Origin of the sequence: Agromyces excoecariae (assembly GCF_051715505.1) — a bacterium.
GTDB lineage: Bacteria > Actinomycetota > Actinomycetes > Actinomycetales > Microbacteriaceae > Agromyces.
Genome location: NZ_JBPSLA010000001.1, coordinates 457,286 through 480,772 on the forward strand (window position 1 = coordinate 457,286; position 23,487 = coordinate 480,772).

Genomic DNA, 23,487 nt, shown 5'->3' on the forward strand with positions numbered 1-23,487 from the left:
TTGGCCGCGCGGACAAGAGCGCCCTACCATCGGAGGATGGCCACCCGATTGGACCCCGCCGAGCGTCGCGAGCAGATCATCGCCGCCACGCTGCGCCTCGTCGCCCGCGACGGGTTCGCGCGCGTCACGCTGCGCGACGTCGCGGCCGAGGTCGGCGTGGTGCACGGGCTGATCCGCCACTACTTCGCCACGCGCGAGCAGCTCGTCGCCGCCGCGTTCGACGCGGCCGTGCTCGCCGAGGCGCAGGAGGACGAGGAGCTCGCGACACGCCTCGAGCCGATCCCCGCGCTCGCCGACTGGCTCGCGACCACTCCGCGCGACCACTACTTCGTCTGGATCGACGCCTGGAGCGAGGCGCCCCGCAACCCGGAGCTGCACGCCTCGCTCACGCGCCACCACCGCGAGTCCGACGCCCGCCTCGCGGGGATCATCCGTCGCATCGTCGACGCGGGCGACGGCGCGAGCGCCGATCCCGATGCCGACGCGCGGACGCTCACCGCGCTCATCGACGGCGTCGCCGTGCAGCATCATGCGCTCGGCCTCATCGACGAGGCGGAGGCCGACCGGATCGCCTTCCGCACGGCCGAGGCACGACTCGGGCTCGCACCCGGCGTGCTGGTGCGCTCGCGCGCGACGCCCGATCGGAGCCGCTGGGCCACCACGCACTGACGAGGTCGCCGGCGCGCGGCCGCCGGGCGGACGCCACCCCGCGTGCGTGTCGCCGCAGCGCGACGGCACGACGGGATGACACTGGTCCCGTGCCGATCATCGACAACGCCGTGTACCGCGACGGGCGACGGGTCGCGACGCCGGCGTCGCTCGAGGAGACCTTCGAGACCCGGGAGCGCCACGGCGGTGGGTTCGCCTGGATCGGGCTGTACCGGCCGACCGACGCCGAGCTCGACGCCGTGGCCGCCGAGTTCGGGCTGCACCACCTCGCCGTCGAGGACGCCCGGAAGGGGCACCAGCGCCCGAAGCTCGAGCGCTACGGCCAGACGCTCTTCGCCGTCCTGAAGCCCGCCCGGTACCTCGACGAGGTCGAGGAGGTGGAGTTCGGCGAGCTCCACGTCTTCGTGGGGCCGGGCTTCGCGATCACCATCAGGCACGCCGAGTCGCCCGACCTCGCTCGCGTGCGTAGCCGCCTCGAGGGCACTCCCGAACTGCTCGCGCGCGGTCCGGAAGCCGTGCTCTACGCGGTGATCGACGAGGTCGTCGACGAGTACGCACCGGTCGTCTCGGGCCTCGAGAACGACATCGACGAGATCGAGCAGCAGCTCTTCGACGGCGACCCCGCGGTCACGCGACGCATCTACGACCTCGCCTCGGAGGTCATGGACTTCCAGCGCGCCACGAAGCCCATCGTCGGGATCCTCGAGGCGCTCGAGCGGGGCTTCGAGAAGTACGGCGTCGACCTCGAACTGCAGCGCTACCTGCGCGACGCCGACGACCACGTGCTCCGCATCGTCGACCGCGGCGAGTCGTTCCGTCAGCTCCTGCAGAACGCGCTCGCGGTGCACTCGACGCTCGTCACCCAGCGGCAGAACGACGAGATGCAGCGGCTCACCGAGACGAGCCTCCGGCAGAGCGAGGAGGTGAAGAAGATCTCCAGCTGGGCGGCGATCATCTTCGCGCCGACGCTCATCGCCTCCATCTACGGCATGAACTTCCGGTACATGCCGGAACTGCACCAACCGCTCGGGTACCCCCTCACGCTGCTCGGCATGGTGGCCTTCGCAGTGGTGCTCTACGTGATCTTCAAGCGCCGCAACTGGATGTAGGCGTAGCGTGGCTGCATGACCGAGATCACCGATGATCTTCCCGCCCGGCTCCTGCACGAGGAGCACGCCGGATGGCGCGCCATCCTCGACGGCCACGGAGGCGAGCACTACGCCCGCGCCATGACCCGCGACGCGGTCATGATCGTCGAGGGAGCCGTGCTCGGCCGCGACGACGTGATCGCGGCCTTCCGCGGGGCGCCCCCGTGGGAGGCGTACGAGATCCACGAACCGGCCATCGTCCGGCTCGGCGACCGGGCCGGGATCCTCGCCTACCGCGCGGTCGCTCGCCGAGGCGACGACGTCGCCGACCTGCGGATGTCGACGACCTACCTCTACGACGACGGCGCGTGGCACGTGGCCGCGCACCAGCAGACGCCGGCGTAGCGGCATCCGATCGCCGTCGCGGGTGCCCTCGGCACCCGCCTGTCGACTCAGCCGATCAGGCTCGGCTGCAGGTCGCGCAGCGTGCGGAAGTGCGTCATCCGCGTCACGCCGATCGCGGCGAGCACGACCGCGCCGACGAGCCAGGCGGCGAGCACGACCGCGTCCGTCGCGGCCCGCGCGAGGTCGCCGCCGTACATCGCCTGGCGCATGGCGTCGACGACGTAGCCCATGGGCAGCAGTTGGTGCAGCGCCGCGAGCGGCGCCGGCAGCGTCTGCCACGGGAACGTGCCGCCCGCCGTCACGAGCTGGAGCACCATGAGCACGAGCCCGAGGAACTGGCCGACGGAGCCGAGCCAGACGTTCAGCGCGAGGATGATCGCCGCGTAGGTCGCGGATGCGAGCACCATCACGCCCAGCGTGCCGATCGGGTTGCTCATCGGGAAGCCGAGCGTGAACGCGAGAACGAGGTACAGGGCCGCCATCTGCACGGCGCCGAGGAGGCCGGGCGTCAGCCAGCCCGCGAGCGTGATCCGCACCGGCGAGTGCAGGGCGGTCACGGCGCGACGCGAGATCGGCTTGACGATGAGGAACAGCGCGTAGATGCCGATCCAGCCCGCGAGGGCGGCGAAGAACGGAGCGAGCCCGGCGCCGTAGTTCTCGGCGTGGGTGACCGAGTCGGTCTCGAGTGCGATGGGGTCGGCGATCGTGTCGGCCTGTGCGTCGCGCGTCGCCTGGTCGGTGTCGGGGATCTCGGCCGCACCGTCGTCGAGTCCGTCGCGGAGCGCGCCCGCCCCGGAGGCGAGCTCGCCGAGCCCGTCCTCGAGGGTGCCGAGCCCGTCGGACAGCTGCGTCGAGCCGTCCGCCAGTCGCCTGGTGCCGTCGGCGAGCTGTGCGGCCCCTACGGCGGCGTCGCTCGCGCCCGCGGCGAGCTGCGCGCTGCCGTCGGCGACCCGGCGGCTGCCCTCGGCGAGTCGGTCGATGTCGCCGACGACGGATTGCACGCGGTCGTTGCCCGCCGCGATCCGGTCGCCGACGGGGTCGAGCCTCGCGAGGGCGGCGTCGATCGTCGCCTGGTCCACCCCGCGCGAGGCGAGTTCGTCGGCGATGGCCTGTCGCGCCTCGGGCACGGCCGAGGCGGCCTCGTCGACCGCGCTGCCGACCCGGTCGGCGGATGCCGCGAGCTGCGCGTTGCCGTCGGCGACCTGCGCCGCACCGCTCGCGAGTTCGGCCGACCCGTCGGCGAGTCGGGCGTTGCCGTCGGCGAGCTGCGCCGAGCCGTCGGCGGCCCGGGCGGCCCCGTCGGCCAGCTGCGAAGCCCCGTCGCCGAGCTGCTCCGCACCGTCGACCGCGGTGTCGGCGCCGTCGGCCAGCTGCGCCGCGCCGTCGGCGGCGTCGACGATGCCGCCGCGGATCTCGGCGATGGAATCGAGCAGCAGCGACGCGGCCTCCTGGCCGACCTGCTCGGCGACGGCGGCGCGGATCCGCTCGACGGCCTGCGCGCCGATGGTCCCGGCGAGGTAGCTGTTGGCGTCGTTCGTGGAGAGCAGGATCTCGGCCTGCCGAGGCTGGTCGGTGCCGAGCGAGGCGAGCGCGTCGGAGAAGTCGGCGGGCAGGGTGATCGCGAAGTCGTACGTCGAGTCGTCGAGGCCGGTCGCGGCCTGCTCGGCGGAGACGCGGTGCCAGTCGAACGCCCCGTCGGCGATGAGCTCGTCGGCGACCTCGTCGCCGACGTTGCGCGCGGGCGCGTCGTCGGTGGCGGGCGCACCCTCGTCCTCGACGACGAGGGCGACCGGCACGTCGGGGAACCTCGCGTACGGGTCCTGGTTCGCCCAGAGGTAGAGCCCGCCGTAGAGGACGGGCACGGCGACGAGCGCGAGGAGCGCCAGCACCGACATCCGCGTCGAGGTGAGCCGTCGCAGCTCGGCCGCGATCATCTGGGGGACCTTCACGCCAGCCCCCCTTCGGCGAGGGCGAACTCGTCGTCGCCCTCGTCGGCGCCGTGCAGGCGACCGATCAGGTCGGCGGCGGCGATGGCGGCCGCGGCGGCGTCGCCCGCGATCACGAGCACCGCGTAGCCGCGGTCGGCCAGGCGGCGCGCGAGCGACCACCACTCGGCGGGGTCGCCGCCGTGTCGGTCGGGCGAGACGAGCACGAGGCCCTCGACGCCGTCGCGCAGCAGCGCGAGCTCGGTGAGCAGCCGCAGGCGGTCGATCGGGTCGACGTTCGCGATCGGGGTGCGCGCGAGCCCGTCGAGGCCGAGGTCGGCGAGCCAGCGCGAGACCGACACGGGGTTCGACGGGATGCCGGCGAACATGAGCTCCTCGGCGGCGACGCCGGCGACGGTCACGTTCGGTGCGGGATCGGAGACGTCGGGCGCGTCGACCAGGGCGATCCGGCGGCGGATGCTCGCGGCATCCGCTCGTCCGTCGATGGTGACGGTGCCGGCGCCGGGCCGCATGCGACCCGACGCGAGCAGTCCGAGCACGGTCGGCCGCTGCTCGGTCTCGGCGCGCGCGAGCGTGGCGCGCGCCGACTCGTAGCCGATGGTGGTGGCGGGCAGCGCCCGGCCCTGGCGTCCCTTGGCGACGCCGTGGAGGTCGATCCTCATGGTTCCTCGGTGAGTTCCGGAGTGTCGGTGATGAGTGCGCCCGCCTCGCGCCACGAGAGTCCGGCGGTGCCCAGCGCGGAGAGCATGACGAGCCGCCGGCCCTCGGAGTTGGGGAGGCCGACGCGGGCGGCCTCGGCGAGCACGGCGAGCGCCGACTCCTCGACGAGGCGTGCGAGCACGGCGGGGCGGATGTCGCTGCGGACCGTGCCGTCGGCGGCACCGCGGACCACGAGTGCGGCGAGGCGTTCGCGCACGGGCGCGAGCGCCGAGGCGGCGCGTTCGACGTACGGCTGGCGCAGGGCGACCTGCGCGAGCAGGCGCACGTGCTCGACCGCGTCCCAGAGGCGGGCGCCGAGCAGCGCGATCGCGACGGTCGAATCGCGGTGGTCGATGGTCGAGGCGGCGGCGACGAGGCGCTCGGACCCGCGCTCGATGAGCGCGACGATGAGCTCGTCGCGACCGGCGAAGTGGCCGTACAGGGCCCGGCGGCTGAGGCCGGCCGCCGTCGCGATGGCCTCGAGCGAGGCCTCGGGGTCGGCGGCGAGCGTCGCCACGGCGGCGTTCAGGAGGGCTTCGCGGTTCTCCGCCGCGTCCCGACGGGGAGTGCGACGGCCCGCGTCGGTGTCGGACGGCATGTGGCCAGTCTAGATCGAAGTTGCACACCGATGTGCAAGTTATTGGGGATGCGCAGCGAACGCCCAGCCGAGCCCGTTCCGACGGATGCCGCGTGCGACCCGCGCCACCGGCACCCGGCGTCTACTGCAGCGCCGAGGTGAGCCGCGCGATGCCGTCCAGGAACGTCGCCGTCGCCGGCTCGCGGTTCCATTCCTCGAGCGTCAACTCGCGCCCGAGCTCCCGGTACTTCGCCTCCACCGCGCGCATGTCGGCCACGAACGAGGCGCCGCGCACGAGCACCGTCACCTCGAAGTTCAGGGCGAACGACCGGATGTCCATGTTGCTCGAGCCGATGACGGCGACGTCGTCGTCGATCGAGAGGTGCTTGGCGTGCAGGATGTACGGGCCCGGGTACAGCCAGATCCGAACGCCCGCCGTGAGGAGCGCCCGGTAGTACGAGCGCTGCGCGTGCCACACCCCGCCCTGGTCGCCGATCTCCGACACGAACAGCTGCACGTCGAGCCCCCGCAGCTTCGCGGACGTGATCGCGTAGACCATCGCCTCGTCGGGCACGAAGTACGGGCTCGTGATGATGACGCGCTCCTGGGCCGCGCTCACCAGCGTGAGGAACTGCCGGAGGTTGTTCTCGCTCTCGAAGGCCGGACCGCTCGGCACGACCTGGCAGTCGAGCGCCTCGGATGACGTGTCGATCGGCAGCTCGGTGGCGGGCACGTTCGCGTCGTCCCCGAGGATCTCGCCGGTCTCGGCGTACCAGTCGGAGCGGAAGACCGCGTTGAGCTCGGCGACCGCGGGGCCCGTGATGCGGGCCACGAGCTCCTGCCACATCAGGCCGCGCTTGAGGTTCTTCGGCGAGTCGTAGCTGCGGTCGATCAGGTTCTGCGAACCCGCGTGGCCGACCATCCCGTCGACGACCACGATCTTCCGGTGGTTGCGCAGGTCCGGACGCTGCCAGTCGCCCTTGAACGGCCTCACCGGCAGCAGGTAGTGCCACTCGACCCCGATCCGGTCGAGCTCGGCGACGGTCGCCTTGTGCAGCGGGACCTTCGACGAGGCGATGTGGTCCATGAGCAGCCGCACCCGGACGCCCCGGCGTACCGCCTCCTCCATGGCCGAGAAGAACCCGCGCGTCGTCTCGTCGAACGCCACGATGAAGAACTCGACGTGGACGAAGCGCGTCGCGGTGGCGATGTCGGCCGCCATCGCGTCGATCGAGCCCTGGTAGTCGTCGATCAGGGTCGCCCGGTTGCCGGAGGTCGCGGGAAGGCCGGTGAGCCGTCGGTTCTGCGCGACCGCCGAGTCGAACCAGGCCGGCCAGGCGTCGTGGTCGGCGACGAGGTCGACGCGGTCGGCCCGCTCGGCGATCATCCGATCCGCCTCCTGCTGCCGCGCCATCCGCTGCTTCGGCAACCGGATGTTGCCGATGAGCAGGTACAGCAGGATGCCGACGAACGGGATCAGGAAGATCGCCAGCAGCCACGCCATCGCCGCCGTCGGCTTGCGGTCGCGCGGGATGATGATGAGTGCCGTGATGCGGATCGCCAGGTCGAGGAGGATCACGAGACCGCCGACGACCGCGGCCCATTCGCCGCCGCTCATCTCCGGTCGCCCCGTCGGTCGATCAGATCGTGCATCGCAGCCTCCCGAGCGGTCGCGAGCGCGCAGCGTCGCCGCCGCGCGCGGATGTCGCCGAGTATGGCACCGAGGAGGGCCCGCGCGCGAGAGCCGGAGGTCGGGCGGTGCGGAGGTCGGAGGCGACGGCCGGAACGACGCGACCCCCGCATCTCGGAATGATGCGGGGGTCGTCGTGCGCGACGCGGGTCAGTCGGTGCCGAGGTCGAACGCGGCCGCCTCGTTCGCGGCATCCGTCGCCGCATCGAGCGCGGTCTCGGCCTCGCCGGCCGCGATCTGCGCGGCCTGGCCCGAGGCGATCTCGCCCACGAGCTGCGCGGTCGCACCGCCCACGATGCCGAGCGAGGCGTACTGTTCGAGGCGCGCCCGCGAGTCGGCGATGTCGAGGTTGCGCATCGTGAGCTGCCCGATGCGGTCCTCGGGGCCGAACGCCTGGTCGCCGACGCGCTCCATCGAGAGCTTGTCGGGGTGGTAGCTGAGCGCGGGGCCCGTCGTGTTCAGGAGCGTGTAGTCGTCGCCGCGGCGCAGGCGCAGCGTGACCTCGCCGGTCACGGCCGACGCGACCCACTTCACGATCGACTCGCGGAGCATGAGCGACTGCGGGTCGAGCCAGCGGCCCTCGTACATCAGTCGCCCGAGGCGGCGGCCCTCGTTGTGGTAGTTCGCGACCGTGTCCTCGTTGTGCACGGCGTTGAGCAGGCGCTCGTACGTGATGTGCAGCAGCGCCATGCCCGGCGCCTCGTAGATGCCGCGGGACTTCGCCTCGATGATGCGGTTCTCGATCTGGTCGCTCATGCCGAGGCCGTGACGGCCGCCGATGCGGTTGGCCTCGAGCACCAGCTCGACCGGGTCGTCGAACTCGACGCCGTTGAGCGCCACGGGGCGGCCCTGCTCGTAGCGCACCGAGACGTCCTCGGCCGCGATCGCGACCGACTCGTCCCAGAATCGGACGCCCATGATGGGCTCGACGATCGTGACGCCCGCATCGAGGTCCTCGAGCTTCTTCGCCTCGTGCGTGGCGCCCCAGATGTTGGCGTCGGTCGAGTAGGCCTTCTCGACCGAGGCGCGGTAGGGCAGGTCACGCGCCTGCATCCACTCGCTCATCTCCGTGCGCCCGCCGAGTTCCGTGACGAAGGCGCTGTCGAGCCACGGCTTGTAGATGCGCAGGCGGGGGTTGGCCATGAGGCCGTAGCGGTAGAACCGCTCGATGTCGTTGCCCTTGTAGGTCGAGCCGTCGCCCCAGATGTCGACGCCGTCCTCCATCATCGCGCGGACGAGCATGGTGCCCGTGACCGCCCGGCCGAGCGGCGTCGTGTTGAAGTACGTCCTGCCGCCGGAGCGGATGTGGAACGCGCCGCACTGCAGCGCGACGAGCCCCTCCTCCACGAGTGCGGTCTTCACGTCGACCAGCCGGCTGATCTCGGCGCCGTACTCGAGCGCGCGGCCGGGCACGGCCTCGACGTCGGGCTCGTCGGGCTGGCCGAGGTCGGCGGTGTACGTGCAGGGCACGGCGCCCTTCTCGCGCATCCAGGCGACCGCCACGGAGGTGTCGAGACCCCCGGAGAAGGCGATGCCGACGCGTTCGCCGACGGGAAGGCTCGAGAGGACTTTCGACATGCCGACAAGCCTACTTGCGCGTGTGCGCGCGCGACGACGCGCCGACGGGCAAGGGCTATCCCCTGGACGGGGGTCGCCGATAGGCTCGCCGGACCGGCAGCGCGGCCCTACACCCTCGCCGCCGATCGTCGCATCCACTGGACACGCCGGTCCGACGGCCCATGCTGCCGTCGGTGCACCACTCCACGCACATCGAACGGAGACAGGATGAGGAACCACAAGGTGATCGGCGCGGCATCCGCCGTCGCCCTGGCCGTGGGCCTGGTCGGGACGGCAGCCGCCGTCCCCGCCGCCGCGGTCGGCCCGGAGAGCACCTACCTCGTGCTCGCACCCCAGGGCGCGAACACGAAGGCCGCGGCCAAGCGCGTCGCGGCAGCCGGCGGCACGGTCGTCGCCAGCTACGACCAGATCGGCGTGCTCGTCGCATCGTCGACGAACACCGCGTTCGAGACCGCGGTCAAGGGCTCCGGCGTGCAGTCGGTCGCCTCGACCGACGGGCTCGGCACCGAGCTGATCGACGACGAGACCGTCGCCGCGCTCGACGAGTCGACCCTCGAGGCGACCGGCGACCCGACCGCGGAGCCCTACTGGAGCTACCAGTGGGACATGGAGCAGATCGACGTCCCGCAGGCGCACGCGATCACGACGGGTGACTCGTCGGTCGTCGTCGGCGTGCTCGACTCGGGCATCTCGTCGACCCACCCCGACCTGGCGTCGCAGATCGACTTCGCCCAGAGCGCCTCGTGCCTCGGCGGAGTGGTCGACCAGAGCGTCGCCGCGTGGAACCCGACGACCTCCGACCACGGCACGCACGTCGCCGGCACCATCGCCGCGGCGATCAACGGCGTCGGCATCGCGGGCGTCGCGCCCGGCGTGAAGGTCGCCTCGGTCAAGGTCGTGAACGACGACGGCTACATCTTCCCCGAGGCCGCGATCTGCGGGTACCTCTGGGCGGCCGACCACGGCATGCCGGTGACGAACAACAGCTACTACATCGACCCGTGGGAGTTCAACTGCGTGAACGACCCGCGGCAGCGCCCCGTCTGGCAGGCCGTGCAGCGCGCGCTGAGCTACTCGCAGTCGAAGGGCACGCTGACCGTCGCGTCGGCCGGCAACAGCAACGTCGACCTGCAGCACAAGTTCATCGACTCGGGCAGCCCGAACGACGGCAGCTACCCCGTCGAGGACCGCACCATCACCGGGGCGTGCCGTGACCTGCCCGCCGAGGCGCCGGGCGTCGTGACCGTCTCCGCCGTCGGCCCGACCGAGGCGAAGAGCTACTACTCCTCGTACGGCCAGGGCGTCGTCGACGTCACCGCCCCGGGCGGCGACACGCGCTTCCGCACCAACGGCGCGATGTCGACGATCACCGACGCGGTGCTCTCCGCCACGTGGAGCCCCGTCACCGGCGACGGCTGGGGCTTCAAGCAGGGCACCTCGATGGCCGGCCCGCACGCGGCCGGCGTCGCGGCGCTCGCGATCTCGGCGCACCCCGACATGAAGGTCGGCCAGCTCGCGTCGTTCCTCGAGCGCACGGCGACCGCGCTGGAGTGCCCGGACGGCGTCTACGAGCCGCGCCCGGGCTACCCCGCGACCTGCACGGGCGGCGAGCGCAACGGCTTCTACGGAGCCGGCAACGTCAACGCGTTCAACGTCGTCCAGTGACGCGCTGAGCGATCGACCGTGAGGGGTCGGGCCTTCGGGCCCGGCCCCTCTCGCGTGTCCGGGCGCTCCCGCCGAGCCGCGGGCCCGGGCGCGTCGCGAACCCGTCCGATGTCGTGCCGCGACGGTGATGATCGGGCGGCCGGGTGGTCCCGGGAAGCGGTCCGCTGCCAGGGCGGATGCCTCGGCGTAGGCTCGGCACGTGAGCGCAGCCGAACCCCGAGCGGACGGGCCGTCGCCGCGCGACGGCTACACGGCGGAGCAGGTCCGCGCGGCCGAGCGCCCGCTCCTCGCGGCGGGTCGACCGCTCATGCGACGTGCCGCCGAGGCGCTCGCCGACGAGGTATCGCGACTGCTGGCCGAGGCGCACGGGACCCGCGGGGGCGAACGTCCGGTCGTGATCGTCATCGCCGGGTCCGGCGACAACGGCGGCGATGCGCTCTTCGCGGGCGCCCATCTCGCCGCGCGCGGGGCGGACGTGCGGATCGTCGCAGTGGGCTCGCGCGTGCACGCGGCAGGTGCGGATGCGGCGCACGCCGCGGGCGCACGCGACCTCGACCCCGGGCTCTCCGGCGATCCGATCGAGTTCGACGAGGTCGTCGGCGCAGCAGACGTGCTGGTCGACGGGATCCTCGGCATCGGCGCGGCCGCGAGCCCCGCGCTGCGGGGAACGGCGCGCGAGGTCGTGGCGCGCGTGCGCGCCGTGCTCGGGCCCGACTGGGTCGCGCGCGCGGGGCACGGCACGCGGCATCCGCTCGTCGTCGCGGTCGACCTGCCGAGCGGGATCTCGCCGGACGACGGGAGCGTGCCCGACCCGACCGTGCTGCCCGCCGACGTGACCGTGACCATGGGCGCCGTGAAGGCCGGGCTGCTGCGCGGGCCGGCGGTGGAACTGGCGGGGCGGGTGGTGCTCGTCGACCTGGGTCTCGGGCCCGCGCTCGCCGGGGCGGCGCCAGCGGTGCGGGGCTGATCCCCGTCGTCCGGGGCGGCCGGCGGCGGGATCAGCGCTGACGCTGACGCCCGCTCCGATGCCGGCGACGCCCTCCCGAGCCGCCGGAACCCCATGCGTTACGGTTGAGTGTGACTCAGGAACAGACCCCAGCGGAGGCCGAGGCGGTGCTCGCCGACGAACCAGAGGTCAGGCGCGCGCTGGGCGAAGCCGACCGGGCGTCGGTCGCCGGAGTCGTCGCCGACCACCCGTCGTCGCCCCTCGCGTGGGCCGAACTCGCCGACCTCGCCGACTCCGAGGGCCGTGCGCTCGACGCGTTCGCCTACGCCGTCGTCGCCGTCGACCTCGCGCGCGGATCGCTCGAGGCATCCGGATGGCAGGCCGGCTCGCCCGTGCCCTGGTCGACGGAGTCGAACCGGGCCTACCTGCGCGCACTCGATGCCGAACGTCGCGCCGCAGCTCGACTCGGGCTCGACGGCCGCGCCGCGCGCGCCGCATCCGACCTCGAGGGCGCCGACGCCGAGGCGCCCGCGCGGATCGCCTCCGAGTTCACGCCCACGCAGGTCATCAGCGTCATCACGGATCCCCTGCCGCCCCTGCCGTCGCCCGAGGCGACGGATGGCGACCCGTCCGACGAATCCGCCGCGCCGGGTGCGGCACGAGAGGACTGACATGCCCGCGGTCGTGCTGATCGGAGCACAGTGGGGCGACGAGGGCAAGGGCAAGGCGACCGACCTGCTCTCCTCGCGCCTCGACTACGTCGTGAAGTTCAACGGCGGCAACAACGCGGGGCACACCGTCGTCGTCGGCGACGAGAAGTACGCCCTGCACCTGCTGCCCTCCGGCATCCTCACGCCCGGCGTCACGCCGGTGATCGCGAACGGCGTGGTCGTCGACATCGAGGTGCTCTTCGAGGAGATCGAGGGGCTCGAATCGCGTGGCGTCGACACGTCGCAGCTGAAGATCTCGGCGAACGCGCACGTCATCACGCAGTACCACCGAACGCTCGACAAGGTGACCGAGCGCTTCCTCGGCAAGCGCCAGATCGGCACGACCGGTCGTGGCATCGGGCCGAGCTATGCCGACAAGATCAACCGCGTCGGCATCCGCATGCAGGACCTCTTCGACGAGAACATCCTCCGGCAGAAGGTCGAGGGCGCGCTCGACCAGAAGAACCACCTCCTCGTGAAGGTCTACAACCGCCGCGCGATCGGCGTCGACGAGATCGTCGACGACCTGCTCGGCTACGTCGACCGGCTGCGCCCGATGGTCACCGACACGTCGCTGCTGCTGCACCGGGCACTCGAGGCCGGCGAGACCGTGCTCTTCGAGGGCGGCCAGGCCACCATGCTCGATGTCGACCACGGCACGTACCCGTTCGTGACGTCATCGAACGCGACCTCGGGCGGAGCGGTCACCGGGTCGGGCGTCGCTCCGAATCGCATCGACCGCGTGATCGGCATCGTCAAGGCGTACACGACCCGCGTCGGCTCGGGTCCGTTCCCGACCGAGCTCTTCGACGAGTGGGGCGAGTTCCTCGCCGACAAGGGCCACGAGTTCGGCACCACGACCGGCCGTCGCCGCCGCACCGGCTGGTACGACGCGCCGATCGCGCGCTACACCGCCCGCATCAACGGCGTGACCGACTTCGTGCTCACCAAGCTCGACGTGCTCACCGGCATCGACCGCATCCCGGTCGCGGTCGCCTACGACGTCGACGGCGTGATCATGGAGGAGGTTCCGGTCTCGCAGTCCGACTTCCACCACGCCAAGCCCGTCTACGAGGAGTTCCCGGGCTGGACCGAGGATATCTCGGCAGCGCGGTCCTTCGAGGACCTGCCGCCGAACGCGCAGAGCTACGTGCGAGAGCTCGAGGCGATGTCGGGCGCCCGCATCTCGGCGATCGGCGTCGGCCCCGGTCGCGACGAGATCGTGCAGCTGCACGACCTGCTCGACTAGCTCGACCGACTCGACCGGCTCGCCCGACTCGCCCGCACGGGAGGAACTTCCGGACGACACGCCGCGGCGGCGTCCGCCCGCCTCGGCGCGTCGGGGAATTCCTCCTCCCGAAGTGCACGAGGAGACCGCGCCGCCGACCGTGCCAGACTGGGCCGGTGCCAGCCCGCCGTCCGCTCGTCCACACGCTCGAAGGCCGCAACGTCGCGCTCACCCCGCTCGGCGAGCTCGACCTCCCGGCGCTGCGTGAGGCGATCGGACGGCCCGAGGTCTTCGCCGGCGGGTTCGGCGGCGGCCCGTCCGGACTCCCGGCCGACGACGCGGGGTTCGAGGCGTTCGCCCGCGCCTCCTACACGCCGGCCCTCGACGCGATCCCGTTCGCGGTGCGCCTGCGCGGCGGCCCCGACGACGGCGCCATCGTCGGCGCGACGAAGTTCGGCGACCTCGACCTGCCGAACGAGTCGGCCCACATCGGCTGGACCGGGTTCGACCCGCGGGTGTGGGGCACCGCGGTGAACCCCGAGGTCAAGCTGCTCATGCTCGGCCTCGCATTCGACCACGGCTTCGGCCGCGTGAAGCTGCAGGCGGATGCCGTCAACGCGCGCTCGCGGGCCGCGATCGAGAAACTCGGCGCGAGCTTCGAGGGCATCCACCGCCGCGCGATGCGCCGCCCCGACGGAACCTGGCGCGACACGGCGGTGTACGCGATCCTCGTCGACCACTGGCCCGCGGTGCGTGCGGGGCTCGAGGAGCGGCTCGCCGCATGGGGCGATCGCGCGGTGACGCTCGGCTCGCGCGGGTCGGGCGAGTAGGCGCGCGAACGCCGGGTCGTCGACAGCGTGGCGCTGCGCGAGACGTAACGAGCGGGCGGATGCGACGTCGAAGCCTCCGGCCGGGCGGCTCGCTCAGCCGCGATCGCGCTCGGGCAGGTGCAGGCGTGCGAGGAACGCGTCGGTACCGCGCGGCATCCGTCGCCGGTCGGCCCGCGAGACGAGCACGGTCACGAGCACCGCGATCGGCACCGTCCAGGCGGCCGGCTGCTCGATGAGGGGGCGGATGCCGGGCGCCGCCGCCGTGATGACGGCGCCGCCGAGGATCGCCGCCCCCGAGAGCGACGCGCCCGTGGCCATGCCCGCGATGGCGCCCCGCGCGGTGAGTCCGCGCCACCAGATGCCGAGGAGGAGCACCGGGCAGAGCGTCGACGCCGTGAACGCGAAGACGAGCCCGACGCTGCCCGCGAGTCCGGCCGGCTCGGTCGCGAACGCGACCACGAGCGGCACGGCCGTCGAGGCGAACGCCGCGATGCGGAAGCCCCGGACGCTGCCGCCGAGCAGGTCCTGCGAGATGACGCCCGCGACCGAGACGACGAGCCCCGACGAGGTCGAGAGGAATGCGGCGAACGCGCCGCCGATCACGAGGGCGGTGAGCAGGTCGCCCCACACCCCCGGCAGCAGGCGGTCGGGAAGCACGAGCACGAGCGCGTCGGCGTCGCCCGCCGTCGCGAGGTCGGGTGCGAAGGCGCGTCCGAGCAGTCCGAACAGCGTCGGGAACGCGTAGAACACCGACAGCAGCACCAGCACGATGACGGTCGTGCGACGCGCGGCGGGGCCGTCCGGGTTCGTGTAGAAGCGCACGAGCACGTGGGGGAGTCCGAGCGTGCCGAGCAGCAGCGCGACCATGAGCGAAACGGTGCGGTACGCGTCGAGCGCGCCGGGGCCGTCGGCGGCCGGGAACGCCTGCGCGGGCGCGAGCTCGGGCTCGACGGCCCCGGTGACGATGAGCAGCGCGATGACGGGCACCCCGATCGCCGCGAGCTTCAGCCAGAACTGGAACGCCTGCACGAACGTGATCGAGCGCATCCCGCCCGACGCGACGACGACGGCGACGAGTGCGGCCACGGCGAGCGAGCCGACCCAGCTCGGCAGCCCCGTGGTGATCCGCACGGTCAACGCGGCGCCCTGCAGCTGCGGAACGATGTAGAGCCATCCGATGACGACGACGAGCACGCTCGTGACCCGGCGCACCGCCACCGATTCCAGCCGGGCCTCGGTGAAGTCGGGGATCGTGTACGCGCCCGAGCGGCGCAGCGGTGCGGCGACGAACAGGAGCAGCATGAGGTAGCCGGCGGTGTAGCCGATCGGGAACCACATGCCGCCCGAGCCGGTCAGCAGGATCAGCCCGGCGATGCCGAGGAAGGACGCCGCCGAGAGGTACTCGCCGCCGATCGCCGACGCGTTCCACCACGGGCGCACCGTTCGACTCGCGACGTAGAAGTCGCTCGTGGTGCGCGAGATGCGCAGCCCGTAGAACCCGATGAGCACCGACACGAGGGCGACGGCGACGATCGCCGCGTAGCCGATCGCGGGGCTCACGCATCCTCCGCGAGCGAGCGGTAGCGGGCCTCGTTGCGCGACGCCGCGCGCACGTAGAGCGCCGCGACGCTGATCGCGAGCGGGTAGACCCCGAATCCGAGGAGCAGCCACGAGGCGGGCACGCCCGCGACGAATGCGCCGTCGAGCGCGGGCGCGAAGACCACGACCCCGACGAACGCGAACGTCGCGAGCACGAACCCGCCCGCGCAGATCAGCCCGAGGCGCAGCTGCGACCGGATCAGCGAGCGCACGTAGACCGACTGGATGTCGGTCGGACCGGTGTCGGTGTCCGGTCCGCGCGTGCGCGCCGCCGGGCGGCGGTCGGATGCCGCGGCGTGGCCGTTGCGCGGTGCGGTGACCCGCACGCGGGGTGGCGGGGGCGGCTGCCCGGAGCCGGACCCGGAGCCGGTGCCCCCCGGCGCCTCGTCGCTCACGGCCGCGCCCGCGGCGTGGCCGCCTCGAGTCGCTCGCGGAGCCCGGGCAGCAACCGCCTGCTGACCGGCAGTTCGGCCTGGCCGACCAGGACCGTCGGTCGCTCGCCGCCGAGCCGGACCCGCGTGACGTGGGGGAGCGCGACGAGGTACGACCGGTGCACGCGGACGAAGCCGGCGTCCGCCCACTGCCGCTCCAGGTCGGACATCGGCACGCGGACGAGGTAGCTCGCCTCGTCGGTGTGGAGCCGCGCGTAGTCGCCCTGCGCCTGGACGTACCGGACGTCGTCGCGGCGGATCATCCGGGTCGTCCCGCCGAGGGTCACGGCGATCATCTCGGGGCGCGCGGGCGCGGCATCCGTCGCCTGCCCCTGGCCCATCGACTCGACGACGCGCGTGACCGACCGGTGCAGCCGCTCGGTGCGCACGGGCTTCAGCAGGTAGTCGACGGCGGCGAGGTCGAACGCCTCGAGCGCGCCCTCCTCGTCGGCCGTCACGAACACGAATGCGGGCTTGTGCTCGAAGCGCTGCAGCGCGCGGGCGAGGTCGAAGCCCGACAGGCCGGGCATGTGGATGTCGAGGAAGGCCGCGTCGACGGGCTCGCGCGTGAGGATGCGGATCGCCTCGGCACCCGACGTCGCGCGATGGATCGTGCCGACCCGCGGGTCCTGGCCGAGCAGGAACGCGAGCTCGTCCACCGCGGGCTGCTCGTCGTCGGCGATGAGGACCGAGATCACGGAACCAGTCTTCCATCCGGCTCGGCGGTTCGGCCCGCGCGGGCGTCGACGGATGCCACGGAGCGGCCCGGCTGAGACTTCGGCACGCTCATGCGGACCAGCGTGCCCGCCCCGACGTTCGTCTCCACGACGAGCCCGTGCTCGTCGCCGTACACCTGTCGCAGGCGGGCGTCGACGTTGCGGAGTCCCACGTGCTCGCCCGGGGTGCCGCCGGCGAGCACCTGCGCGGCGACCTCGGGGTCGATGCCGACGCCGTCGTCGTCGACCGTGATCTCGGCGACCGCGCCGCGGTCCTCCGCGGTGATGGTGATGCGGCCGCCTCCCTCCTTCGCCTCGAGCCCGTGCCGCACCGCGTTCTCGACGAGCGGCTGGATCGACAGGAACGGGATGACGGTCGAGAGCACCTCGGGTGCGATCTGCAGCGTCACCTTCAGCCGGTCGCCGAACCGCGCCCGCTCGAGCTTCAGGTAGGAGTCGATCGAGCGCAGCTCCTCGGCCACGGTCGTGAAGTCGCCGTGCCGGCGGAACGAGTAGCGCGTGAAGTCGGCGAACTCGAGCACGAGCTCCCGCGCCTTCGCCGGGTCGGTGTTGATGAACGACGCGATCGCGTTCAGCGAGTTGTAGATGAAGTGCGGGCTGATCTGCGCGCGCAGCGCGCGCACCTCGAGTTCGGCGAGCGCCGCGCGCGACGCGTCGAGTTCGCCGAGCTCGACCTGCGCGGCGACCCATTCGGCGACCTCGCCCGTCGCGCGGACGAGTCCCGCGCGCACGCGCCCCGCGAAGGCGACGACCGCACCGACCGCGACGCCGTCGGCGAGGATCGGCGCGGCCGCGGCATCCGTCTCGCCCGACGGCGTGCGGACGCTGCGCTCGACCTGCGTCCGGCCGGCCCCGACGGCCTCGTCGGCGAGCCGCTCGGCCACCGAGACGAGTGTCTCGTCGCCGTCGACCGCGACCGGTCCGCCCGTCATCACGAGCGCGACCGTGTCGGCGCCGAGCATCGACCTGAGGTTGCGCGCGGCGCGCGCGGCATCCGCCTCGGTCATGTCGCCGCGCAGGTGCTTCGCGGCGCGGGATGCCAGGTGGAGCGTCTGGTACGTCGCCCGCTCGGCGTCGGTGCCGAGCTCCTTGGACTGCACCGCGAGTCGACGCAGCAGCACGACGACGCCCACCGCGAGCGCACCCGCGACGACGCCGGCAGCGGCGGCGAGCAGCATCGACTCGGGCATGCATGTGACTGTAGCCGTCGTTCGTCGTCGCCCCGTGCCGTTCGTCGCACCGTCGGCGCCGTTCGCCGACGACGAGCGGTCGGGCCCCCCGGCGCGGCATCCGCGCGGTCAGCATGGACGCAATGCGACCGCAGCGGCGCGGGGCCTGCCCCGGCCGCGACCCCTCGAAGGAGAGACGCCATGGGCAACGAAGCCCTGAGTGCGGACGTCGACCTGAGTCACGTCGACTATCCCGCCGTGCAGCAATCCCCGGAGTTCCAGGAGCTCCGCAAGACCCACCGCAGTTTCGTGTTCCCCGTCCTCACGGCGTGCCTGGTCTGGTACTTCGCCTACGTGCTGCTCGCCGTCTACGCGCACGACTTCATGTCGACGCGCGTGTTCGGCAGCGTGAACGTGGCGATGGTCCTCGGCCTGGCACAGGTGGTCACCACCTTCGCCGTGACGATGTGGTACGTCCACTACGCCAACAAGCACCTCGACCCGCGTTCGGAGAAGATCCGCACCGAGATCGAGTCGGGCGACTTCGAGACCGAGGGGGTGGCGCGCTGATGTTCCACCTCGAAGCGGCGACCAGTTCGCCCGGCAACCCCTGGCTCAACATCGGCATCTTCGGCGCGTTCGTCGCGATCACCATGGTGATCGTGTTCCGTGCGAGCCGGAACAACAAGACCGCGGCCGACTACTACGCGGCCGGTCGGTCGTTCACGGGCGGCCAGAACGGTTCGGCCATCGCGGGCGACTACCTGTCGGCGGCATCCTTCCTCGGCATCGTCGGGGCGATTGCGCTGAACGGCTACGACGGGTTCCTCTACTCGATCGGCTTCCTCGTGGCCTGGCTCGTCGCGCTCCTGCTCGTCGCCGAGCTCCTCCGCAACACCGGCAAGTTCACGATGGCCGACGTGCTCTCGTTCCGGCTGAAGCAGCGACCCGTCCGCATCGCGGCGGCGACGACGACGCTCGTCGTCTGCTTCTTCTACCTGCTGGCCCAGATGGCGGGCGCCGGCGGCCTCGTGTCGCTGCTGCTCGGCGTCGGCGACCAGGTCGGCCAGGCCGTCGTCATCACGGTGGTCGGCGCGCTCATGATCCTCTACGTGCTCGTCGGCGGCATGAAGGGCACCACCTGGGTGCAGATCATCAAGGCCGTGCTGCTCATCGCGGGCGCCGGCGTCATGACGGTCTGGGTGCTCGCGCTCAACGGCTTCGACTTCTCGGCGCTGCTCGACAAGGCCGTCGCCGTGGCGGAGAACCCCGCGATCCTCGACCCGGGCCTCAAGTACGGCGTCTCCGAGGTCAGCAAGATCGACTTCATGTCGCTCGGGCTCGCGCTCGTGCTCGGCACCGCCGCCCTCCCGCACGTGCTCATGCGCTTCTACACGGTCCCGACCGCCAAGGAGGCGCGCAAATCGGTCGTCTGGGCGATCTGGCTCATCGGCATCTTCTACGTCTTCACGCTCGTGCTCGGCTACGGCGCCGCGGCCCTCGTCGGCCCGTCGGTCATCGCCGGCGCGCCCGGCGGCCCGAACTCGGCGGCCCCGCTGCTGGCGTTCGCCCTCGGCGGTCCGGTCCTCCTCGGCCTGATCTCCGCGATCGCGTTCGCGACGATCCTCGCGGTCGTCGCCGGGCTCACGATCACCGCGGCGGCCTCGTTCGCGCACGACATCTACGCGTCGGTCGTGAAGAAGGGCAAGCCCGAGCCGGGCGCCGAGGTCAAGGTCGCCCGTCGCACGGTCGTCATCATCGGCGTCGTCGCGATCATCGGCGGCATCGGGGCGAACGGCCAGAACGTGGCGTTCCTCGTGGCGCTCGCATTCGCGGTGGCCGCGTCGGCGAACCTTCCGACGATCGTCTACTCGCTGTTCTGGAAGGGGTTCACCACCAAGGGCGCCCTCTGGAGCATGTACGGCGGACTCATCTCGGCGATCGTGCTCATCATCTTCTCGCCGGTCGTCTCGGGCTCCGAGACGTCGATGCTGAAGACCGAGGCGATCGACTTCGCGATCTTCCCGCTCTCGAACCCCGGCATCATCTCGATCCCGCTGGCGTTCCTCCTCGGCTGGATCGTGAGCGTCTTCGACAAGACGGTCGAGAGCCCCGAGAAGCAGGCCGAGATGGAGGTCCGCTCGCTCACCGGGCTCGGCGCCGAGAAGGCGGTGAGTCACTAGAGGCTCCGGCGGTCGCCCCGGGATGGGGTGATGGGGCGGCCGCCGGACACGACTGCGACGGGGTGGGACCGCCTGCCCACGACCTCGTCGCCGGCACGACGGGGGCGGATGCCTCGGGCCGACGGCCCGGCATCCGCCCCCGTTGCGCTGCGCCGGCCGGCACCGCCGGCCGTCCGCGGCCGTCCGCACGCCGCCGGGCTCACCACCCGCGATGTCGGGCCCGCCATCCGCGAGTCGGGCCCGCCATGCGCGAGTCGGGCCCGCCATGCGTTCGGGAGGAACTTCCAGAGGACACGCGGGCTCGGCACTCGGAGTTGCCGGCGTGTCGGCGGGAAGTTCCTCCCGAGCGCGCGCAGCATGCGCCCGCGGTGCGGTGCGGTGCGGTGCGGTGCGGTGCGGTACCGCCGGCGCTCAGCGCGAGCGGCGGCGGCGGGCGAGGCCGACCCAGAGCAGCGCGAGGCCGCCGATCGCGACGATCGGGCCGATCACGGCCCACATCGTGACCCCGGACATCACCGATCCGGGCAGGATCCCGACGCCCTGCAGCGTCCATATCACGCCGGTCAACGTCAGCAACGCGCCGACGACCATGAGCACGACGTTCATGCAACCCACCCCTCTCCGTTCGGACGGCTCAACCGGCCCAGATATCGATCATGCGGCGCGTTCCCCGCAACCACAACGAAAATGCCAGTCCCCAGGTCCAGTAGGCCTGGCTTGGTGGTGGTGCGGGGTCACTTCTCCGCTTTGCGGCAGACTGGGTCGGGTGCGCAACCACGGCATCGACGTCCTTCGGATCATCGGCATCACCGCGGTCGTACTTGCGCATGTCTACGATGGCCCCGTCACGCACCAATGGGTGTATCTGTGGCACGTCCCGCTGTTCTTCTTTCTCTCGGGCTATTTCTGGACGTCCGGCCGCACTCTGCGGCGCGAGTTCGACACCCGCACGCGTTCGCTGCTGTTGCCCTACATGGTCTGGCTCGTCGCGGGATTGGCCGTCCTGTCGGTGGTCGGGCACCTCAACTGGGGCACCGTGACGGGTGCTCTCCTCGGCGGGACGCACGCGTCGAGCATGTTCGGCGCGTTCTGGTTCGTGACGGCCCTGTTCTGGGTGGCGCTGCTGTTGCGGGTGCTCGAGCGGTTCCCCTCGGTTGTGGCATGGGTGGTCGCGATCGTCGGACTCGCCGCTGCGTGGGTCGCACCTGAGGCGGTGAGCGGGTTGCCGGTGAGTATCGGTGGCGCGGTGTCGGCGCTGGTGTTCGTCCTCATCGGGCAGGCGGCGGCAAGGTTCGAGCTGTCGCCGTGGGCGGGTGCACTCGTCCTTGCGATGGGGGTCGTGTTGAACGCGTCAGGATGGGTGGGGAACATCGACCTGAAGTTCGCCGACTACGGCACACCGGTTCTCGGGGTGGTTGCGTCGTCGCTGGTGTGCTGGGGCCTGGTCAGCATGTTCCGCGGGTGGCGGATGCGGGACGTGTCCACGATCGCGGGGGCGGGCATCGCGGTCGTCCTGTTCCACACCCAGGTGCTGTACGTTGTGGGCTCGCGTGGGTGGCCGTCCTGGGCGGTCGCGACCGTGGTCCTCATCGTCTCGTGGGGTGTGGCCGTCGGGCTCCGCTTCACACCACTCGCAAGGCCCGCAACAGGCGCGTCGCGGGCCACGTTCGGAGCGCGTACGGGATCCCGCCGGTCGGGGCCCCACGGGACGCGTGCGCCCGGGTGAGCGACGCGCCGCCAGGGGAGTCCGCAAGGAGGGCGGCGAAGCCATGGGCGCGCGCATTCCAAGGAGCAGTGATCACGGCCCTGAACCGGGATCTACGGCAAGATCGCCCGCAGTCCAGAGGGCCTACATGTTGATCATGTGGCCCGTGAGGCCGTGGAACGCCTCCTGCAGCGCCTCCGAGAGCGTCGGGTGGGTGTGCACGTTGCGAGCGAGCTCGAGCGCGCCGAGGTCCCACTTCTGCGCGAGGGTGAGCTCGGGCAGGAGCTCCGAGGCGTCGGGGCCGATGAGGTGGCCGCCGAGCAGCTCGTAGTGCGTCTTGTCGGCGACGAGCTTCACGAAGCCGACCGGATCGCCGAGGCCGTTCGCCTTGCCGTTCGCGGTGAACGGGAACTTCGCGGTGATCACGTCGTAGCCCTCGTCGCGCGCCTGCTGCTCGGTGAGCCCGAACGACGCGACCTGCGGCGAGCAGAACGTCGCGCGGGGCATCATCCGGTAGTCGCCGAGCTCCATGGTCTCGGCGTCGGCGATGGTCTCGGCGGCCACGACGCCCTGCGCCTCGGCGACGTGCGCGAGCATGAGCTTCGCGGTCGCGTCGCCGATCGCGTAGATGTGTGGCACGTTCGTGCGCATGCGCTCGTCGATCGCGATGGCGCCGCGCTCGGTGAGCTGCACGCCGGTCGCGTCGAGACCGAATCCCTCGACGTTCGGCGCGAAGCCCACGGCCATGAGCACCTTGTCGACGACGAGCGAGCCGGGCTGGCCGTCGGCGCCCGTGTAGGTCACCGTGACCTGGGTGCCCTGGTCGGTGACGGTCTCGACCTTCGTGGAGGTGAGGATCGGGATGCCGAGGTTGCGGTACTGGCGGGTGATCTCCTTCGAGACCTCGGCGTCCTCGTTCGGCAGGGCGCGGTCGAGGAACTCGACGACCGTGACCTCGACGCCGTAGTTGCGCAGCACGTACGCGAACTCCATGCCGATCGCGCCCGCGCCGACGATCGCGATCGAGCCGGGCAGGTCGCGCGTCAGGATCTGCGTCTCGTACGTCACGACGTTGTCCGAGAGCTCGACGCCCGGCAGCAGGCGCACCCGCGAGCCGGTCGCGATGATCGCGTTGTCGAAGGTCAGCGATTCCACCGTGCCGTCGCCCTTCGCGACGTCGATGCCGTTCGGGCCGGTGAACGAGCCGCGGCCGTCGAACTCGGTGATTCCGTTCTTCTTCATGAGGAAGTGCACGCCCTTGACGTGCTTCTCCGACACCTGTCGGCTGCGGTCGTACGCCGCGCCGAAGTCGAAGTGCACGTCGCCCGAGATGCCGAAGGTCGAGGCCTGCGCGTGGAAGATGTGCGCGAGCTCGGCGTTGCGGAGGAGCGCCTTCGAGGGGATGCAGCCCACGTTCAGGCACACGCCGCCCCAGTACTTCTCCTCGATGACGGCGACCTTCCGGCCGAGCTGCGCGGCGCGGATGGCGGCCACGTAGCCGCCGGGACCCGCGCCCAGGACGATGACGTCGAAATGGCTGGTCATGGCGCCCAGCCTAGGCGGGGGCCGCCGGATCGGCACGGGTCGGATGCGCCCGCGCGCGCGTCGGGATGCGCCTGCCGACCCCGATGC

General features: G+C 72.0%; 22 protein-coding genes. 11 read left to right on the forward strand and 11 right to left on the reverse strand.

Translation table 11 applies throughout. From position 1 onward, the window contains the following. The first annotated feature begins 36 nt into the window (after window positions 1–36). From ACSJD1_RS02120 to ACSJD1_RS02130, 3 genes are all read left to right on the forward strand, one after another. Window positions 37–669, forward strand: coding sequence for a TetR/AcrR family transcriptional regulator (locus tag ACSJD1_RS02120; protein WP_438853661.1), 633 nt, complete (start codon window positions 37–39; stop codon window positions 667–669). A gap of 89 nt (window positions 670–758) precedes the next feature. Continuing rightward, window positions 759–1,778, forward strand: coding sequence for a magnesium and cobalt transport protein CorA (locus ACSJD1_RS02125; protein ID WP_438853662.1), 1,020 nt, complete (start codon window positions 759–761; stop codon window positions 1,776–1,778). 15 nt (window positions 1,779–1,793) lie between these two features. Next, the gene (locus tag ACSJD1_RS02130) at window positions 1,794–2,162 is read left to right on the forward strand and encodes a nuclear transport factor 2 family protein (protein ID WP_438853663.1); all 369 of its coding nucleotides are present in this window, start codon (window positions 1,794–1,796) and stop codon (window positions 2,160–2,162) included. Between the two features lie 47 nt (window positions 2,163–2,209). On the opposite strand, the gene ACSJD1_RS02135 is transcribed toward ACSJD1_RS02130, so the two are convergent. The 5 genes from ACSJD1_RS02135 to argG all read right to left on the reverse strand — a co-directional run bounded on the left by ACSJD1_RS02135 (window position 2,210) and on the right by argG (window position 8,652). Further along, complete coding sequence (locus ACSJD1_RS02135) at window positions 2,210–4,111, reverse strand: YhgE/Pip family protein (protein ID WP_438853664.1); 1,902 nt, start codon at window positions 4,109–4,111, stop codon at window positions 2,210–2,212. After that, window positions 4,108–4,770 (reverse strand): hypothetical protein, encoded by a 663-nt coding sequence (locus ACSJD1_RS02140; RefSeq protein WP_438853665.1) that lies wholly within the window; start codon window positions 4,768–4,770, stop codon window positions 4,108–4,110. Before ACSJD1_RS02140 ends, ACSJD1_RS02135 begins: the two co-directional genes overlap by 4 nt. Then, window positions 4,767–5,405 carry a TetR/AcrR family transcriptional regulator gene (locus ACSJD1_RS02145; RefSeq protein WP_438853666.1) on the reverse strand — a complete coding sequence of 213 codons (639 nt, stop codon included), beginning with the start codon at window positions 5,403–5,405 and terminating at the stop codon, window positions 4,767–4,769. The genes ACSJD1_RS02140 and ACSJD1_RS02145 overlap by 4 nt, the downstream gene beginning before the upstream one ends. A 121-nt stretch (window positions 5,406–5,526) precedes the next feature. Beyond that, window positions 5,527–7,002 (reverse strand): cardiolipin synthase, encoded by a 1,476-nt coding sequence (cls, locus tag ACSJD1_RS02150; protein WP_438853667.1) that lies wholly within the window; start codon window positions 7,000–7,002, stop codon window positions 5,527–5,529. Window positions 7,003–7,224: 222 nt separating this feature from the next. Beyond that, on the reverse strand, window positions 7,225–8,652 hold the full coding sequence (gene argG, locus ACSJD1_RS02155) for an argininosuccinate synthase (RefSeq protein ID WP_438853668.1): 1,428 nt from the start codon (window positions 8,650–8,652) through the stop codon (window positions 7,225–7,227). Window positions 8,653–8,859: 207 nt separating this feature from the next. On the opposite strand from argG, the gene ACSJD1_RS02160 reads away from it, so the two are divergent. The 5 genes from ACSJD1_RS02160 (at window position 8,860) to ACSJD1_RS02180 (ending at window position 14,031) form a co-directional block, all read left to right on the forward strand. Beyond that, the gene (locus ACSJD1_RS02160) at window positions 8,860–10,317 is read left to right on the forward strand and encodes a S8 family peptidase (protein WP_438853669.1); all 1,458 of its coding nucleotides are present in this window, start codon (window positions 8,860–8,862) and stop codon (window positions 10,315–10,317) included. 199 nt (window positions 10,318–10,516) lie between these two features. Then, window positions 10,517–11,284 carry an NAD(P)H-hydrate epimerase gene (locus ACSJD1_RS02165; RefSeq protein ID WP_438853670.1) on the forward strand — a complete coding sequence of 256 codons (768 nt, stop codon included), beginning with the start codon at window positions 10,517–10,519 and terminating at the stop codon, window positions 11,282–11,284. A gap of 110 nt (window positions 11,285–11,394) precedes the next feature. Next, a complete protein-coding gene (locus ACSJD1_RS02170; RefSeq protein WP_438853671.1) occupies window positions 11,395–11,934 on the forward strand; it encodes a DUF3151 family protein in 540 nt (179 codons plus the stop codon). A 1-nt stretch (window position 11,935) separates the two neighbouring features. Further along, window positions 11,936–13,222, forward strand: coding sequence for an adenylosuccinate synthase (locus ACSJD1_RS02175; protein ID WP_438853672.1), 1,287 nt, complete (start codon window positions 11,936–11,938; stop codon window positions 13,220–13,222). Between the two features lie 155 nt (window positions 13,223–13,377). Beyond that, entirely contained in the window at window positions 13,378–14,031 is a 654-nt protein-coding gene (locus ACSJD1_RS02180; RefSeq protein WP_438853673.1) for a GNAT family N-acetyltransferase, read from the forward strand. Between the two features lie 93 nt (window positions 14,032–14,124). Here the strand turns inward: ACSJD1_RS02180 and ACSJD1_RS02185 are convergent, their stop codons facing one another. The 4 genes from ACSJD1_RS02185 to ACSJD1_RS02200 all read right to left on the reverse strand — a co-directional run bounded on the left by ACSJD1_RS02185 (window position 14,125) and on the right by ACSJD1_RS02200 (window position 17,988). After that, on the reverse strand, window positions 14,125–15,591 hold the full coding sequence (locus ACSJD1_RS02185) for a sodium/solute symporter (protein ID WP_438853674.1): 1,467 nt from the start codon (window positions 15,589–15,591) through the stop codon (window positions 14,125–14,127). Then, the gene (locus ACSJD1_RS02190; RefSeq protein ID WP_438853675.1) at window positions 15,588–15,956 is read right to left on the reverse strand and encodes a DUF485 domain-containing protein; all 369 of its coding nucleotides are present in this window, start codon (window positions 15,954–15,956) and stop codon (window positions 15,588–15,590) included. Before ACSJD1_RS02190 ends, ACSJD1_RS02185 begins: the two co-directional genes overlap by 4 nt. 65 nt (window positions 15,957–16,021) lie before the next feature. After that, a complete protein-coding gene (locus ACSJD1_RS02195; protein WP_438853676.1) occupies window positions 16,022–16,759 on the reverse strand; it encodes a LytR/AlgR family response regulator transcription factor in 738 nt (245 codons plus the stop codon). Next, window positions 16,756–17,988, reverse strand: coding sequence for a sensor histidine kinase (locus ACSJD1_RS02200; RefSeq protein ID WP_438853677.1), 1,233 nt, complete (start codon window positions 17,986–17,988; stop codon window positions 16,756–16,758). Before ACSJD1_RS02200 ends, ACSJD1_RS02195 begins: the two co-directional genes overlap by 4 nt. A 180-nt stretch (window positions 17,989–18,168) precedes the next feature. Here ACSJD1_RS02200 and ACSJD1_RS02205 point away from each other — a divergent pair, with 180 nt between their 5' ends. Continuing rightward, a complete protein-coding gene (locus ACSJD1_RS02205) occupies window positions 18,169–18,537 on the forward strand; it encodes a DUF485 domain-containing protein (RefSeq protein WP_438853678.1) in 369 nt (122 codons plus the stop codon). Then, window positions 18,537–20,150 carry a solute symporter family protein gene (locus ACSJD1_RS02210; RefSeq protein WP_438853679.1) on the forward strand — a complete coding sequence of 538 codons (1,614 nt, stop codon included), beginning with the start codon at window positions 18,537–18,539 and terminating at the stop codon, window positions 20,148–20,150. The genes ACSJD1_RS02205 and ACSJD1_RS02210 overlap by 1 nt, the downstream gene beginning before the upstream one ends. Window positions 20,151–20,561: 411 nt before the next feature. Here the strand turns inward: ACSJD1_RS02210 and ACSJD1_RS02215 are convergent, their stop codons facing one another. Beyond that, window positions 20,562–20,756, reverse strand: a complete 195-nt coding sequence (locus ACSJD1_RS02215) for a hypothetical protein (protein WP_438853680.1) — start codon at window positions 20,754–20,756, stop codon at window positions 20,562–20,564. A 160-nt stretch (window positions 20,757–20,916) separates the two neighbouring features. On the opposite strand from ACSJD1_RS02215, the gene ACSJD1_RS02220 reads away from it, so the two are divergent. Beyond that, window positions 20,917–21,876 (forward strand): acyltransferase family protein, encoded by a 960-nt coding sequence (locus ACSJD1_RS02220; protein ID WP_438853681.1) that lies wholly within the window; start codon window positions 20,917–20,919, stop codon window positions 21,874–21,876. A 123-nt stretch (window positions 21,877–21,999) separates the two neighbouring features. Here ACSJD1_RS02220 and lpdA read toward each other — a convergent pair whose 3' ends face one another. Then, window positions 22,000–23,400 (reverse strand): dihydrolipoyl dehydrogenase, encoded by a 1,401-nt coding sequence (lpdA, locus tag ACSJD1_RS02225; protein WP_438853682.1) that lies wholly within the window; start codon window positions 23,398–23,400, stop codon window positions 22,000–22,002. Window positions 23,401–23,487: the final 87 nt, after the last annotated feature.

What these genes read in the sequence shown, in the direction of transcription:
- ACSJD1_RS02120 (WP_438853661.1), top strand. Translation starts at nt 37, where the DNA reads ATGGCCACCCGATTGGACCCCGCCGAGCGTCGCGAGCAGATCATCGCC.
- ACSJD1_RS02130 (WP_438853663.1), top strand. Translation starts at nt 1,794, where the DNA reads ATGACCGAGATCACCGATGATCTTCCCGCCCGGCTCCTGCACGAGGAG.
- ACSJD1_RS02140 (WP_438853665.1), bottom strand. Translation starts at nt 4,770, where the DNA reads ATGAGGATCGACCTCCACGGCGTCGCCAAGGGACGCCAGGGCCGGGCG.
- ACSJD1_RS02145 (WP_438853666.1), bottom strand. Translation starts at nt 5,405, where the DNA reads ATGCCGTCCGACACCGACGCGGGCCGTCGCACTCCCCGTCGGGACGCG.
- cls (WP_438853667.1), bottom strand. Translation starts at nt 7,002, where the DNA reads ATGAGCGGCGGCGAATGGGCCGCGGTCGTCGGCGGTCTCGTGATCCTC.
- argG (WP_438853668.1), bottom strand. Translation starts at nt 8,652, where the DNA reads ATGTCGAAAGTCCTCTCGAGCCTTCCCGTCGGCGAACGCGTCGGCATC.
- ACSJD1_RS02160 (WP_438853669.1), top strand. Translation starts at nt 8,860, where the DNA reads ATGAGGAACCACAAGGTGATCGGCGCGGCATCCGCCGTCGCCCTGGCC.
- ACSJD1_RS02175 (WP_438853672.1), top strand. Translation starts at nt 11,936, where the DNA reads ATGCCCGCGGTCGTGCTGATCGGAGCACAGTGGGGCGACGAGGGCAAG.
- ACSJD1_RS02200 (WP_438853677.1), bottom strand. Translation starts at nt 17,988, where the DNA reads ATGCCCGAGTCGATGCTGCTCGCCGCCGCTGCCGGCGTCGTCGCGGGT.
- ACSJD1_RS02205 (WP_438853678.1), top strand. Translation starts at nt 18,169, where the DNA reads ATGGGCAACGAAGCCCTGAGTGCGGACGTCGACCTGAGTCACGTCGAC.
- ACSJD1_RS02210 (WP_438853679.1), top strand. Translation starts at nt 18,537, where the DNA reads ATGTTCCACCTCGAAGCGGCGACCAGTTCGCCCGGCAACCCCTGGCTC.
- ACSJD1_RS02215 (WP_438853680.1), bottom strand. Translation starts at nt 20,756, where the DNA reads ATGAACGTCGTGCTCATGGTCGTCGGCGCGTTGCTGACGTTGACCGGC.
- lpdA (WP_438853682.1), bottom strand. Translation starts at nt 23,400, where the DNA reads ATGACCAGCCATTTCGACGTCATCGTCCTGGGCGCGGGTCCCGGCGGC.